The organism is Candidatus Acidiferrales bacterium (assembly GCA_035515795.1).
GTDB lineage: Bacteria > Bacteroidota > Ignavibacteria > Kryptoniales > JAKASW01 > JAKASW01.
In genome coordinates this window covers 102,715-118,580 of record DATJAY010000023.1, presented here as the reverse complement: position 1 = coordinate 118,580, position 15,866 = coordinate 102,715, and the positions used below count along the sequence as shown (strand labels likewise).

Annotated in this window: 8 protein-coding genes; all 8 read left to right on the top strand. The window is 52.0% G+C overall.

Annotated elements, in window-relative coordinates; translation table 11 throughout:
• Positions 1-9 precede the first annotated feature (9 nt).
• A complete protein-coding gene (locus tag VLX91_10195) occupies positions 10-2,880 on the top strand; it encodes a hypothetical protein (protein ID HUI30576.1) in 2,871 nt (956 codons plus the stop codon).
• A complete protein-coding gene (locus tag VLX91_10190) occupies positions 2,877-6,890 on the top strand; it encodes a hypothetical protein (GenBank protein ID HUI30575.1) in 4,014 nt (1,337 codons plus the stop codon). The genes VLX91_10195 and VLX91_10190 overlap by 4 nt, the downstream gene beginning before the upstream one ends.
• Positions 6,891-8,381, top strand: coding sequence for a hypothetical protein (locus VLX91_10185; protein ID HUI30574.1), 1,491 nt, complete (start codon positions 6,891-6,893; stop codon positions 8,379-8,381). It abuts the gene before it with no gap.
• Positions 8,382-8,456: 75 nt separating this feature from the next.
• Positions 8,457-9,962, top strand: a complete 1,506-nt coding sequence (locus tag VLX91_10180) for a hypothetical protein (GenBank protein HUI30573.1) — start codon at positions 8,457-8,459, stop codon at positions 9,960-9,962.
• Positions 9,959-11,932: a hypothetical protein gene (locus VLX91_10175; GenBank protein ID HUI30572.1), complete on the top strand. Its 1,974-nt coding sequence runs from the start codon at positions 9,959-9,961 to the stop codon at positions 11,930-11,932. Before VLX91_10180 ends, VLX91_10175 begins: the two co-directional genes overlap by 4 nt.
• A gap of 33 nt (positions 11,933-11,965) precedes the next feature.
• A complete protein-coding gene (locus tag VLX91_10170) occupies positions 11,966-13,324 on the top strand; it encodes a hypothetical protein (protein ID HUI30571.1) in 1,359 nt (452 codons plus the stop codon).
• A 272-nt stretch (positions 13,325-13,596) separates the two neighbouring features.
• Positions 13,597-14,994 carry a hypothetical protein gene (locus VLX91_10165; GenBank protein HUI30570.1) on the top strand — a complete coding sequence of 466 codons (1,398 nt, stop codon included), beginning with the start codon at positions 13,597-13,599 and terminating at the stop codon, positions 14,992-14,994.
• A gap of 228 nt (positions 14,995-15,222) precedes the next feature.
• Positions 15,223-15,819 (top strand): GNAT family N-acetyltransferase, encoded by a 597-nt coding sequence (locus VLX91_10160; protein HUI30569.1) that lies wholly within the window; start codon positions 15,223-15,225, stop codon positions 15,817-15,819.
• Positions 15,820-15,866 lie beyond the last annotated feature (47 nt).

Genomic DNA, 15,866 nt, shown 5'->3' with positions numbered 1-15,866 from the left:
ATCGAAGAGTTGCCACTTAGAAAAAGAGATATCGGAGCGCTCAAGTATGTGATCACGTCGCCGACGCCGGACATCATGGTCACATTTTACGATAATTTCATCCCTTCATTGCTGGACGGCCAATACACAATAAAAATCTCACAGAATCTCGCGGTCGATACCGCCCAAACGCAAAAAGATGGCGGGAACCCGAATATCGATGCCTCACCGCAGGATCCATCTTCACAGACTTTTATCGTGAGAGGTCCGCGTTTCTCTTTAGATCCGACAGATATCCACCGAGTTTTTCCTCCGTCGAACAGCACAGGGGTGTACGACGACTACCTTCCGATGATCGTCTTCAACAAACGCTCATTGCCGTGGGAGCGCGCGTTGGAGTTGACGCAATCTCAGATGCCGTCGGGATTCCAGGTACCGGGCCTGTACCCCTGGGTGGCGCTCCTTGTTTTTTCCGATGACGAGCTCATCATTCCTCAGCCGCCATCCGGTTCCGCGCCAACTCCTCCTGAAGGGAGTCAGGCAAATCCGACAATGAGCGCTTCATTCGCGTTGAACAATATCGTCAATTCGACATTTAACGGGGTCAAGACTTCAGGTCCGCCTTCCGGAATTCTTGGGCCGACGATAACGCTCGAAGATGATGAGGATCCGAACAAGACCTTCTGCAACGTTATCGATATCTCAAGGGAGACGTTCACCAACCTCATGGCCACCGTGGGCGATCTGCGTTTCCTTGCTCATGTCAGACAGGTCTCGACAGCAGACAAAGAGCCTCTTGCAAACGCGCCGCATGATGGATGGTTTTCGACGGCTATAGCAAACCGATTTTCCATTCCGCCGGCAAATGGAACCGCGACGCCTCAGAGAAACATCGTGCACCTTGTTTCGCTTGGAGGACTCGAGCCCTACCTGACTCCGGCATCTCAGCCTCCTCCTGCTGTTCCATTGTCGAATTTTCAAAAAGTCAGACTGATTTCATTATACAGCTGGACATTTACATGCCTTTCCGAGCCGACGGAAAACTTTAGGCAACTGATGCTGAACCTTATTTCCGCGCAGAGCGAACAGGGAACAGATCTTCTTCTACGTATGCCCTTGCCGGAATCTACTTTGCCGCCTGCTCCCGGAACTCCGCAGTATGTGGCAACGAGACTCCAGGATGGTTACGTACCGCTGAGCTACAATACAAGAACCGGTGAACAGACATTTGCATGGTACCGCGGTCCGCTTGCGCCGGTGAGGTCGACCACGTTTCTCGATCCGACCGACCCGGACAATCCCGTCGATTTGTCCGCGCCGTCGAATGTCTCGGAGGCCATGGTGTATGATCCCGCAATGGGTTTATTCGACCAGTCTTATGCCGTCGCATTTCAAACCGGACGTTCGCTTGCTCTTGCGAACCAGACGTTCGCGACAAACCTTCTTCAATGGCGACGGGCTGCCCATGGAATCGTCGACAGGCTGATGGAGCATATCAATTCAAGGAGCGTGAGAGGAATTCTTAAGCAGAGCTCCGGACTCGATCTCAGTGAAGGTTTAGCCGGCGTGACGGTAGCGGATCTTGTGGAGGTTCTTGACGGGAACACGGTCTCAAAGACTTTTAAGAAATTTCTTGCGAAAGATTTTCTCGCACTTGCTTCCAAAATCGGGCAACCCGGGGGATTCGATCCGACGACAGCAAATGAAAAGCTCAAGAATTCTTGGCAAACACAAGCCGTGGCTCCTGATAGATTGAATCGACTCATGCAGCAGCCGGTGGTTTTGTCTCTGCTCGAGCATCTGAGCGGTGTAAGTTCGCTTGGAACAACCGCGTCCGATTTGTCCGGGCCGATGACCGATATCACGCTTCAGAGCCCCGGGCTTACGGAGTCGGTAAATGCGGGTCAATCGGTTGCCATCGTAAGTCCTGACGGAAAGACGACGGCGACCGCGGGAGTCGCAAGCGACGGGGTGCAGGGCGACCTGCAGATAAGAATCATTCCCTACACATTTCAGACGGTGCTTCCTGCCGGGAGCACCGTGCAGTTCAGCGAGTCGCCGATCCTTCCGGAACAGGTCATCAACTGGCTTGCGCGGACGGCGCTCCTTTATAATGTGCAGTTCAATAATCTTGTGCCGAACCCTCAACTTCTCCAGCAGGAAACGATAAGATTTTTTTATTTAGATCAAAATTGGATAAACGCAGTGGTCGATGGCGCACTCAGTATCGGCGTCCAATCGAGCCGCGACAGCATGCTTCAGAAATTGATGAGGGAGAAGCTCCATTCCGAAGTTAAGAAGAATCTCACCGAGGTACGCGACGTTCTAAGAAAAGTGAATCCTACCGGCATTCCGACACAAGATGGGACACGGACAGGATTTATCCTCCGCTCTCTTGCAGTGTCAGGCATTCCCGGACTTGAAGTCAGGGCGTTCTCGGTTTCAGACAAAGACAATCCCATGAAGCCGCTTCGTCTCGACCGCGTAGCGCCCGACATCATGATCGGAATTTTCCCTGATATACCCGTCAGCGTCGAAATCAACGAGCCGTCGGAAGGCCTGGTGTTCGGATTTGAACCGGGAATACCCGGCACTCCAGATGGAGGGGTGGCGCTTCGCTATTTGCCGGGAACATCGGGTGCGTCTCCGGCCAATATCGGTTCAATCATTAATCCCGATAGCCCGACATGGCTGACGCCCGCTGAAATTCAATCTCTCAAACGTTCCAAACCTTCCAACCAGCCGCCGCTGATAATCGACGGCCCCGGAGGTCTCGTGCAAGCATTGCAAAACAAGTTCTCTGCTCCAAAGCCTACGTTATCCCCGGCTTCCCTTGCCGTCGAGATGGTCCGTGTGCCGCAGCAAATGTTGTTCTCACCTGAAAATAATGATGAAAAATGAGTAGACCTATTCCTTCAAGCGACTCGAATAGTTTGCTCGTACCAATTCACCTTGATGCCTGGTCTGTCGATTCACAGAACCAGCAGAACCTCGCGTGGTACTATGCAGACTTCACAAAGCTTGCTAAGTTTCAGAGCCCGATGCCTGAGGCGTTCGACATATCAGATGCCTCTAAGCCGGAGATCGGCGTTCACCTGCACTGGGCTTTGCCCGATGCACTGACCCATGGTACGGACACCGGCAGCGGCCAGCTGAATTTCCCGTATGTCCCGAACAGGTGGCTCGTCGCGCGTTTCAACACGACAAAAGATAATCAATGGCAATGCAGGCTGTGGGTGGTCCAGAGCGATTATCTTGGCTCTGTCGTAGGAGTGACATCGAGTGAACTGTCAGGGAACAACGTGACATCGATTCCACTCGCCAGTGGGTCCAGTACCCCCATCGCGGCAGGTACTGAATTGGAAATCATCGACCCGAACGGGATAAAACCGGCGGCAGTCATTGTCGCGTCCGCAGTGAAGCAGGGCGATCAGCAAATAGCTATTCAGGCTTATGATTTCTCTTCAGCCCCTCTTGGTACGAACAGCGTCGTCCGTCTTCTTGCCACAAGCTCATTCCTTCACCCGTTTCAGCCGACGACGATGAACGTCGGTTTAAATCAGACTACTCAGTTCAACATCAACAACATCAATATCGGCAATAATTATTCCATCGAAGCCTGGGATGCACTTCAGAATCCTGACGGTCAGCTCTTCCTGACAGCCGTCGGGCCGGGAAATGTTTCTTTCGCGGCGTATGTCCCCGGAGTCAAGGATGTTTTTTCATTTACTGATACCGATGTTCCTCCTGAAGGAACCGGTGTTTATACATATACTTATATGGTCGTCGGCTGGTATTCCGATCCGGCGAATGCCGACCCGCTTCGCGGCGTAAACACATATGTTCCGGGAATCTGGAAGAGCCAGATCGATTGGCAAAATCAGACGCCTGCACAGCGCCTGCAGACGCTTCTCAATTATCTCAAGTGGTCCGTACAGGGAACGGTTTCGACAGTCCCGGCGACAAGCCTGTACCAGGCTACTGTGGTCGATGTGCAGTGGCCGCCGCCGCAGCCAAGTCCTCCTGAAAACACTCAAGTTGCAGTTGCCAATACATCGATCGACGCCCTTGCTGCACTTATTCAATGGCAGGCACAGCAGCAGGGCGAAAGCGACATCGGGGATACCCTCGCCGCGCTGGTTCAGGCTTCAATGTATGATCTTCTGAACGAATATGGAAAACCGGGAAGCAACGCGCTTATCAGGCAAAGAATCCAGCAAGCGTGGTACGGCTCAGATCCGGGCGGAACTATCTGGGAAGTCGTCTCTGCCGTGCCGCAGAGCTCCGGCCAATCTGCTATCACCTCACAGCTTACGCCGGAACAAGTTGCTGCACTTAATGCTCAATTGGCGGCATTAAACCAAAGTCAAAGCGATCTGGATGAGGCGCAGCGGCAACTGGAATCACTCCAGTCCAGCTTATATATGATGTGGATGAAAGTTGGAGTCGGGAACTCCTACAGCGGCTGGGTGAACCCGCCGCCGACTACGAACCCGGAATGGCAGTACCTTTTTCCATTTATACAGGGCACCATATACCCGACGATATTCAACTCAACATGGAATCAATACTGCCTGGTCAACCAGGCAAAGTCTAAACTCCCCAGTCCTACCGATTCGAAGGCGGCGAACGATTGGGCAAACTCCAGCTGGACTTTTCCGACACAAGATGGAACGACAACACTTGCAGATCTTAGTCTTGCACTGAAGGCAAGCCCTGCTCCGCGCTTCTGGCATCCGGTCGACCCGGTTCTCCTGATCTGCGGAGCGAATCGCTCACAGAAGCACGGCGAAGACGGTCGTTACAACAAAGATGGTACACTCACATGCCGATTGCCTGGCCAGACAATAACCGGCGTTCAAATCACGGGTCAACCCGCGATCAATATGCAGACTATGACGGCTGCCGGAGTCAACCTGAATCCGTGCGGCTCTTATTCTTCTGTTCCGGGTATTCCATCGCTGACGCAAGAAACATTTTTCGTCGACCCGATGAATTCAACGATCATGGCAAAAGCCGTCGGTGGAAATGCAACTGCTATTAGCCAGGGAATCACGAGCCTCCTCGGACAAAATCCCGGCACTAACTCGTGGATCGGAAAACCGCCTGTCCCGTTTGCACTTGTCTTGTGGTCGCAGGCATGGGCCCCTCTCTTCCTTGAATGGGAACTGCATTATTTTCCGACCGGGACCGGCCAGTTCTCGCCGAACGACTGGAGCTTCGACGGTGAGAAGTATGTCTGGCAGGGAACCGGATTCAACCAGCAGAATTATGTCCCGTTCAAGGGGAGGACGACTCTCACTCCGCAGGTGGCGCTTGTCTTCAAGGATAAAATTGAAAACTACCTCAAGAACCACCCCGACATCGACTCGCAGCATCTGGAAGATCTTATTTCCACCGTCGCAAACTGGGACATCTTATCGCAGTCGCTGAGCGGGCTGACCGGCCAGCTCGTCACGCTTTTGTCTCAGGAAGCTTTTCCGCCGACACCTTCGAACGACGTCGTGCAATGCCCTGCGGGGAATTCGCCTTCACCTTCCGCAACTGCGCTGATAGGCGACCAGTACCATAACATGCCGCTTCTCGAATCGAGCATAGATTACTTCTATCCTGTCCGGGGCGGCTTCGTGCAATTCCAAAAACTGCAGATCGTGGATGCCTTTGGACAAACGCTCGTCCTGTCCAATCCGAACACTCCGCAGGGATTTCTGCCGCTGATAGGGTCGGACCTCATACCGTCAGATTCGTCCACCGATCCCAACAATCCTCTTCCTTACGGCTCGATTCAATTTACTCCGCGCATAGTACAGAGCTCCGAACTTGATGTAGAAATCCTTGCCAACGACGTTTCAGGAAAAAATATTCTCGTTTCCGGAAATCCAAACCCGGTCTGCGGATGGCTTCTTCCTAACCATCTCGACGGCGGAATTTCCGTTTACGATGAAAACGGAATCTTATTGGGCGAACTGCTCCCCTTGCCGGTGCCAAACAATTGGAGGCCGAGACCCGGTGCATCAGGAATAACCCCGCCGCCCGCCATGCCAAAAGATATTCCAAACGAAACGTTGAGAAACGTCGTCGTAAGTATCGCCGCACAGACTCCGGCCATCTTCAAGGACTTTCTGAAGGTGATTGACGAGACGTTGTGGATGGTCGATCCGCTTGGGGGGAGAAAAGATCAATACCTATCGGTGCTCATCGGCAGGCCGCTTGCAGTGATCCAGGTGCAATTAAACCTTGAGCTGCGAGGTGAGCCGATCTACAGCCAGCTCTGGGATGACATGGCGACGGGAGGCAAATCTAAACCTCCCTTGATGTGGACGAAGAAGATCGGCGAGGTGGAAAACGTACCGTTTCCTGTGCGACTCGGAAGCCTCGAACTCCGCAACGACGGGCTGATCGGCTATTTTCTGCCGACCGGCGAGTACACAACCTTTTATTCGGTGCACACTTCACCCGAGATTAGCAAAGGCGACATGTACATCAAGCCGATCATGAACAACTCCCAATATCAGGGAGACATAACGCTCCAGTACCAGGGTCCCGGTGTCACTGCGACGTTGCTGATGGATCCGCGCGGTTGCTTCCACGCCTATACGGCGATACTTCCTGTCAAGTCCGTCAATCTACCGGCCAACCTGATCGAAAATTTTATCAGGGACATCAACGTAACATTTCAAACGGGTCCGATCATTGCCGATCCTGGTACACTTCGCATACCGAGGCCGGCTGAGCAACATGGAGTGTGGAATTGGATTCAGGCAGTACCAGCGCCGCAAAACTGGGAAGAGGATACGATCGTAAACGCCGACGACCAGGCGCGCATGCCGGATGCCCAGCTTCAGCTCCGCGAGGGATGGCTGCAGTTGTCGGGCTTGAAAAGCTCCGATGTGAAATCTAAGACCAAATAGATGAAGAAAACCTCTTTGGAGCCGATCCTGGAATACAGTATCACCACCGAGCCGTTCCCGCTCAAAGTCGATGCCTCCGAAGCGGAGTTGGAGATCGTCGCCACGAACAATTCGGAAGACGACGTAACACTTCGCGGGATAAGAGTAAAAATCCCGGTAGGGAACGAATCTACTCAACTTACGAACGATTCAAGAAGCATAGTCCCTATTTCACCCGAGGGATGGCGGTCCGTCGAACCGCCGAGGTATGCGGCCGGAAGTGTTGAGTTTACATTCAGACCCAATTCGGAGAGCACAAAGCTGCCAAAACACAAATCGCTCAGTTTTACTTTCAATGATGTCCGGGTAAATACCGAGCCGGGAATTGTGGAGATCGACATAACGGAAGGAACGGACGACTGCACTCCCGGCATGGACTGTCCGGTCGAGACATTATCACTGGCAAAGTTTCCGCATGCATGGGGTGAAGTCAAGTTTACGGCGAAACCTGTCAACGTACCTTACGACGGCGGCACGGTGCTAAGATGGGACGGACCCCAAGATGGAACATACTCGATAGAGTACATCGACTGGGGGCATGATGGAGAGAATGTGATAATCCCAAAACAGGGTGGGCCGCCTTTTGGAAACAGCGGGCGGTACCCGGCACAGGGTGCCCCTGAATTGAGACTCCGGCGGAGAACGACTTTTACTTTAAATGTTGAAGCGAATATAAGGAGAATGCCATTCTCCGCGCAGAAACAAGTCACCGTCGACGTGAAGATGCCTCGCCCGGTCATCGATTTGTTCGCGGCGGAGCCGTCGATCGTGAATATGAGCAATGTTCCCCCCATAAATCTGAAATGGAAGACTTCCAATGCCTCCATGATATCGATAGACGGCCAGGGAGACTTCGAAGATGCGAAAGCAGAAAATGGAAGCATCATGGTGACGCCAGGGAGAACGAGACAATATTTCGCGACGGCGTACGGACTCGAGGGTTATGCAGGACGCCCGGCAAAAGCAAACACTTGGGTGAAGTTCATCGGCACTGCTTCGTCCGGTTACCTGCCTACATTTTGGCCGCCGCGCAGTGATCCATGGTGGATTATCGAGATCTTAACTGGCAGGAAAGTCTTCGCGCTTTATACGACGATGAGGTTGGATAGTGAGAGACAGGAGGTCTGGGTAGAAGCATTCCTTTCAATTGTTCCCGGAGTCCGGGTCGCGAACCTTGGGTATACCCGGGAGGCCGCAAGCTATGACCAGGTGTTGAACGCAGAGTATGGTACCGATGTCCCGATGTCTCACATACTCAGCGGATTTAATAACGGGTATGATGTATGGGACCAGAAACCTGACAACGTAGGTGCGACATGGGGAGTGAAGTTCAACGACGGGCTGCTCGGCATCATTTGGTTCCACGGCGTCAACCAGCAAGACAGTAACATATCGTATACTTTCAAGTGGATTTTGTTCGATAAATCTTTGATGCAAAATAAAAAGAAATGAGGGGAGCCCTGCGGGAGAACAAGAAATCGGTAGTTCAACTTGCGGAGATTGCATGTATCAAACCGGAATAAATCTATGAACCCAATCTTGACTTACAGCATCACCACCAACCCTTTTCCTCTCCAGGCGAGCGCCGCGAGTGGAAACCCGAATATTGCACAGCTGACTATCGTCGCGACGAACAACTCGGAAAGCGACGTGACGCTACAGGGAATGATGGTACAGATGCCGATCGGTCAATTGTCGACCCAACTTACTAACGATTCTGCTGATATCGGCCCCGTCGCCCCCACGAACTGGCAGAAGCCGCAGGTACAAACTCCGGCAGGGTATGTGCAATACACCTATCTTCCGCAGCCAGGCTACGGCACTGTCAAGGCCGGGGAGTCTTTGAATTTTGTATTCAACAATATCCAGGTGAACAGTCAGACAGGACGGGTGGAGATCGATGTGACGGAAGGATCGAACAACTGTACTCCGGGAGATTGTCCGGTCCAGCAGCTGTACATTACGAAATTTCCGAACAGCTGGGGACAGGTATCGTTCTGGGTCGATTCACCGGTTATCCCTCTTGGAGGCAATATCACTCTGCACTGGTCCGGCCCGGCAGGTGCAACATACTCGATACAATATTACGATCCTCGAACAGGTATCGTCAATATCCCGTCCCAGGGTCAGCCGCCTCTTGGGAATCAGGGTCAATATCCGGCTCAGGGTGATCCGCCGTTAACTCCACAGCAAACGACTATTTTCACGTTGAACGTCACGGAAACCATCAGCGGGCAATCATACGCGGCACAAACTCAACTTACCGTTACTGTGGAGATCTCTCCACCGTTGATAAACTCTTTTGCCGCGGTGCCTTCAAACATGGATATGAATAATCCACAGAAGGCACAGCTGACATGGAACACATCAAATGTATCTCTTATCAAGATAGACGGCGTCGGAAGTTTCACCGGCCCGCAGGCAGCAAACGGTAGTACCACTGTCGCGCCGGTCAGGACGACCCGCTACTTTGCCACGGCTTACGGGAATCAGGGTTATTCGGGGCCGCCGGCCACTGCGAATGCATGGGTGAATTTTGTCGGGACCGCCGACTCAGGTTTCCTCAACGTTTGGGGATCGGCAGGGAATATCTGGAATCTAAGTCTCGGACAAGGAAGAAACGTCTTCGCGATGAACCTGCAGGTGAATGGAGATGGCACGCCCGGTAAGGAGCAGGACTTTAACGTTTATCTTAACCTGCAGCAGGGAGTTCAGGTCGCTAATCTCGGAGGCGCCAGAGGCGGTGCAGGTTACGATGCCGTCTTGAACGGGTCTTACGGAACTGGGGTTCCGATGTCGCAGGTGTGGAGCGGATATTGTTACAACTTGAGCGACGATATTTTCGGAGAAAATCCCGTGAATGTCGGTGCAACGTGGGGAGTGAAGTTCAGCGATGGTCTCCTGGCGCTGCTGTGGCTGGATAACGTATATCCTAGCGGCGACTATTATGGAACACACCTCTGGGCATTTACATTCAAGTGGATATTCTACAACCAGCAAACTCTTGTCGCAGGCAGGAAAAAGAAGCCATGACCCCACTTCTTCTCTACAGCATTACCACCAACCCCTTTCCTCTTCAGGCAAGTGCCGAAAGTGGAAAGCTGAACGTCGCCCAACTTACCATCGTCGCGACGAACAGTTCTGGGAGCGACGTGACGCTCCAGGGGATGATGGTACAGATCCCGATCGGAGATGGTGCGACCCAGCTTACGAGTGACGTCTCTGCTATTGGTCCCGTGGCCCCGCAGGAGTGGACAATGAAGACTCCACAATATCCGTCAGGTTATGTCCAGTACTTTTTTGTTCCCCCGCCCGGGAACCCCAAACTCCCTAATAATCAGTCGCTGACTTTCGTCTTCAACGGCATCGAGGTGAACAGCAGTACAGGTTCGGTGGAGGTCGATGTCACCGAAGGTTCTAATAACTGTACCCCCGATGACGACTGTCCTGTACAGAAATTATTCTTGACGAAATTCCCGAGCGGTTGGGGAAGCGTTTCGTTCTGGGCCGTTCAACCTTTGATTCAAAGTGGAGGGAGCACCGTTCTGCATTGGAACGGCCCTTCCGGAGCGACCTATTCGATTGAGTATTACACACCTCAAACCGGGATCGTAAAAATCCCCGCCGAAGGACAACAGCCTCTTTCAAATGAAGGAATATATCCCGCGCAAGGAGCTCCGCCTCTTACTTTGGAGCAGACAACGACTTTTACGATGGAAGTGGATGATTCGACAGATGGGAACGAATACCATGCGCAGATTCAAACGGTTGTGACCACAATTGCATCGCCTCCAACTATAATAAAGTTTTCGGGGACAGTTCAGAAGACCGTGACCGGCCTGATGCTCGTCCTTCATTGGGCAACCGATGGCAAGCAGTGTACTATCACAGGTAATGCGAACTTTCTCAGTCCGTCGTATGGAAGGTACGAAATAGTTCCGAGCGTCGACAATCCTTTGCTGCCGCAATACACTTTGACGGCTCTGAATGATGCCGGTCAGACGACTTCAACCATAAACATAGTCTGGGGAGTGAGCGGAAATACACTTGACGCACCATACGGCATCAACTGCGTCGTGGCCTCGGCAGACTCGACGCAGATCTATGCAGCGTGCCAGGATGGTTACGTGAGAGCCTTCGATGCCGGAACACTTGCGCAGACGGGCTCGCTGCCGATTGGCTTTCAATTCGGATACCTGGCGGCATCGCCGGACGGGAACTCGCTCTACGTTCTTGACCCCGGGGCCGACACCGTCTTTGCCGTAGAGACTTCCGGGGGTCAGATGGCAGCAATGGGCACGGCGAAAGTGGATGGTTACGCGACCGCTAACCTGACCCTCGACTCAGTAGTCGATCAAATCTTCGTCGCTTGCAATGTCGGGACTATAGTGGCATTCAAGACGACGGGCAACAGCGCCCAACCCATGGTGCAAAGCGGATCGATTTCGTTTCCATTATGTAATTGGGTGAATTCCATCGGAGTATCGGAAGATGGTTCGCTCCTTTTCGTGGCGGCGGATGTAAACAACGCCAATCAGGGGTTTGTCACAATGGTCGATGCGGCAAAAGTCAGCATCGTGGGTCAACCGGTCGAGGTCAACACTGTGCCGATGCTCGTAAGCGTTACGACGAACGGGATCTTCGTTGCATGCCAGAACAGTGACCAGACAGCGACGATCATCTCATACACTTTGGTCAATGGTGCGCTTGTTCAATCCTCTGAGTATCAAATCCCGGGGTTTAATTTCGGAATGGGAGTATCTGCCGACGGTGGGTATCTCTATGTATTCGCAGCCGATAAAAGCGGAAACCTGTCCATGACAACCTTCTGCGACGTCTTATTCCACGCTGTCGGGACACCGACCATATTGGATCAGGCAGAGATTTATGTTGCCCCAATCCCCGTTCCTGCATCGAGCGACGGAACAAAGATCTTCGTCAATACCTCTTCCGGCCGGACGTTGTGGGTTCTCGTTCCCGTTTCCATTTCAGGCGGACAATGAAATATCAGCTTCAACGCAAACTCTCGGAGTGTTGTGGATTGCCTTTTACTCTATAGCATAACAACCAGCCCGTTTCCTCTACAGGCAAGCGCTGCAAGTGGAAATCCGAATGTGGCAGTGATAACAGTCGTTGCCACCAACAATACCGGCGGCGAAGTTCCTCTTCAGGGAATAATGGTACAGATTCCGGTCGGAAAAGGATCGGCGCAGCTCACGAACGACGCAAAAGTCATCGGTGCCGTCCCGCCTGATGGTTGGATGCTGCATAAAACGAGCTATCCTTCTGGCGGTGTACAATATGAGTTTACCCCGAAAGAAGGTCATGGCACACTCGCCAACAATGCGTCCATCAATTTTGTTTTCAACAACGTGCAGGTCAATTCGCAGACGGGAACAGTCGAAATCGTCGTCACGGAAGGAAGCGGAAGCTGCACGCTCCCTGATTGTCCTGTGCAAAAATTATTCATCACGAAGTTCCCTCATGGATGGGGAGAGGTTTCTTTTTGGGCAGAGCCCGTGACGGTTCCTCCCGGCGGGAACACAACTCTCCACTGGAACGGTCCATCGGGCGCAACCTATTCCATAGAGTTCTACACGCCGCAGAAAGGGATCGTCAAAATCCCCGCGCAGGGAGAACTGCCTCTCTCGAACCAGGGACAATACCCGTCGCAGGGCGATCCACCACTTACACTCCAGCAAAGGACCGTTTTCACTTTGAATGTGACCCAGCGCGTCGAGGGACAAACGTATAACGCCCAGCTTCAGAAAACCGTCACCGTTACCGAAGCTCCTCCACCGAAGATCAATTGGTTCCGTGTTGCGCCTGCATGGACGGATTTTTCTCCGGGGCCCCAGTGGGTGACCCTTACGTGGGATGCCTCGAACGCAAAAGAGCTAGAGATTGAAGGAGTTGCCAAAGTCACCGGACTCAAAGATTACTCGACTCAGGTCGACAAGACGACCTCATTTGCATTAAGGGCGATGGGGTCCAAGCAGCGGTTCGATCTTGCGACCGTCACGGTTCAAAGCATCAGAGACTATCTCGCGACGCATTCGTTGAGATTGACCGACCATGACTTCGGATCTATTCCTGACTCAGACGGGGTGTGGACATTCGATTATAAGCTTGTCGAAACGCTGACCTTCCGTGCTGACGGCGGCGGCGAATACTCTTATTCCATAGATGGAGGCAGCAGCGCCGGCCGCGGCAGATACAACCCCCGGCACGAGAGATGGGGCTCGGCAACTAGATGGAGCCTTTCGGGAACCATTGTAACAATCGATACCGGTAAAGGGCAGATTGTCTTACAGCAATCGGCTTCCTCATTTGTGTACAAAAAATCCCTCGAGATATCTTTCGACCGTCACTCGTTTACGTTTAGTCCGGCATAATCCTTTGACCCGGAACAATTTCTGCCAAGCGAACTCAGTCTGAGATAAATTAAACATGACTCTAATTCATGTCGACAAATGGAATGATAATGATCTATGTCCACACTTCTTCTTTACAGCATCACCACGAATCCTTTCTCACTTCAGCTGCAGGAAGTTTTCCGAACTCCGAAGGGAAGTTGTCTCTGTCATTATCAGCAAGGAAAATTAATGCATGCGCATAGTATACAAATCTTTAAAAAAGATCTTCAAGTAAAAAGGAGGAGGTAGTAATGAAACAGATTCATATCATTATGATGTGCCTGGTAACTATTATGCTTGCCGGCGGCTTTACCGGAGGCACGGAGAAGAAGCCTGTCCAGCTTTGCAGGACGCGCCACCCGCTTTCGTTCAACCCGCAGCCCGGCAACCCGAACAAGCTCAGCTCGTTCATCCCGCATGATGTGGATTTCGTCCAGCTTCAGAACGGCTACTCGACGCTCACTGCCGAATGCCAGACTACATTCGATTACTATTCGTGGCAGTTGTTTGTCGCTCTCAACTGGCCTGCAAATCCGAACGGTACTCCGATGCCATCGCTTACATCGAGCAACAGCGCGCCGCGTGTCTGGGAGTTCTACACCGACCCCAAAGATGTCTTCAATCCCGCACACACAAAGAAGCTTCAGCTTCTTGCAAACGCCCACGGAAAAGATATTCTCACAATGATGTTCAAGAACGATCTCCCGGACACTATCAACGGATATCTGCAGGCACTTCCTCAGGATCCGCTGATAGACCGCAACCTGAACTTTGTAATGTATGAAGTCCGGGTGAATAAGGATTGGGTAAACTATGCGACAAAGAATCGTCTCAACACCATCCCGGGTCAACAGAGATTCGTTGACAGCGGCAAGGTGGTAATGTTCACTACCGGTTTCTATTCCGACACTACCCACAATAAAGGCGGCAGGGTGGGCGCTATGGAGATTAAGGCAGCATGGCGGATACTCGACACCACGAAGGGCGATGATCCGACCCGATATTATACTAAGCAGGTCGTGATCTACATGGACAGCTCGCATACCACGAATGGAAAACCGCTTATCATCAACGCGCTGGTCGGACTTGTTGGATTTCATGTGAACCACTATACGGATACAAAAGGAAGTGACGGTATCTGGACGACGTTCGAGCAGGTCGACAACGCACCCGCCGCTCCAGTCACACCGGGAGATACTATGTGGTATTCATTTTATAATCAGGGATGCACGGATTGCCCCGTGAATACTCCGCCGAGTCTGATCGACTCGCAAAAAGTCTACAAGTGGTCTCCCGGCCCGCCTTATGCTTCGATGTATGCATACGATGGCAAGTACGGTACGCAGGTCGAGCGTGCCGATTCGATTTTCTATGCGACGGAGAAGGTGAACGCAATCTGGAGGAAGAAACTGAAAGGCACCATCTGGGCAAATTATAAGTTGATCGGTACTCAGTGGCTCAATGCCGAAGACAGCCGCCCCGGCGACATCCTCGGGATTCCGCCTCAGCTTACCAACACGGTGCTGGAAACATACATACAGGGAAAGCCCATGGGATCCTGTATGAACTGCCACGGTTTTGCCACCGGCGCCGTGAAGAAGCTTAATTCGAACCTCAGTTTTCTCCTCGGTCATGCGACGGGAAAATAGATTCTACATATCCATTACATATGATATGAATCCAAACGAATCCGAATTTACGGGGTATGATGGGAACTTATTACCCAATTACCCCGTTCGGTTATTTAACTGGAGAGTAGAAGATAGGAACTATTGTCTGGCTTCAAATGTCAGCAGGTCGAAGATGGTTTAGACCACGAAGCTGTCATGGTTGCATACTCTCACACTATAAGAACTTAGATTTTGTAATTAATTGAGTTGGAGAAGAACTTAGAGTCATTGGATACACCGAACTTATCTGTTTCAGAACTCTTGCCTCGCTTAAGTGTAACCTTGCGAGACGCGAGGGGGGAGGATGGCGAATTTCTATTTCAACTCTTTTCCAGTACTCGCGAAGAGGAACTTGCCGCCGTCCCCTGGACGGAGGAGGAGAAAGAAGTTTTTCTTCGGATGCAGTTCGACGCACAAACCAGGCACTACTCAGCCGCGTTCCCCCATATGGACTACAAGATTATTCTCGTCGACGACAATCGCGCCGGGAGGGTCCTGACCACCAGGCTTCCGGGGGATTTGCATGTAATCGATATCGCGATATCTCCTTCCTGCAGGAATCTCGGGATCGGGACAATGCTGATACGAAAACTCAAGTCCGATGCCGAGAGAGAAAACCTGGTACTCTCACTTTACGTTGAAGTCTACAACCGGGCGCGAATCTTGTATGAGCGGCTCGGTTTCGTCGAGGTGAGTACGGATAACATTTATACGAGGATGGAGTATCGCCCGGGTAAAATACTTCAAGATGAAATTCACTCGGAATCAAACATGTCAAGACGAGAGACAGAAATCACAAGGTGATAGAGACCGCGTTGCAAGCGTAACCACTTTTTTTGCCGAGACAATAA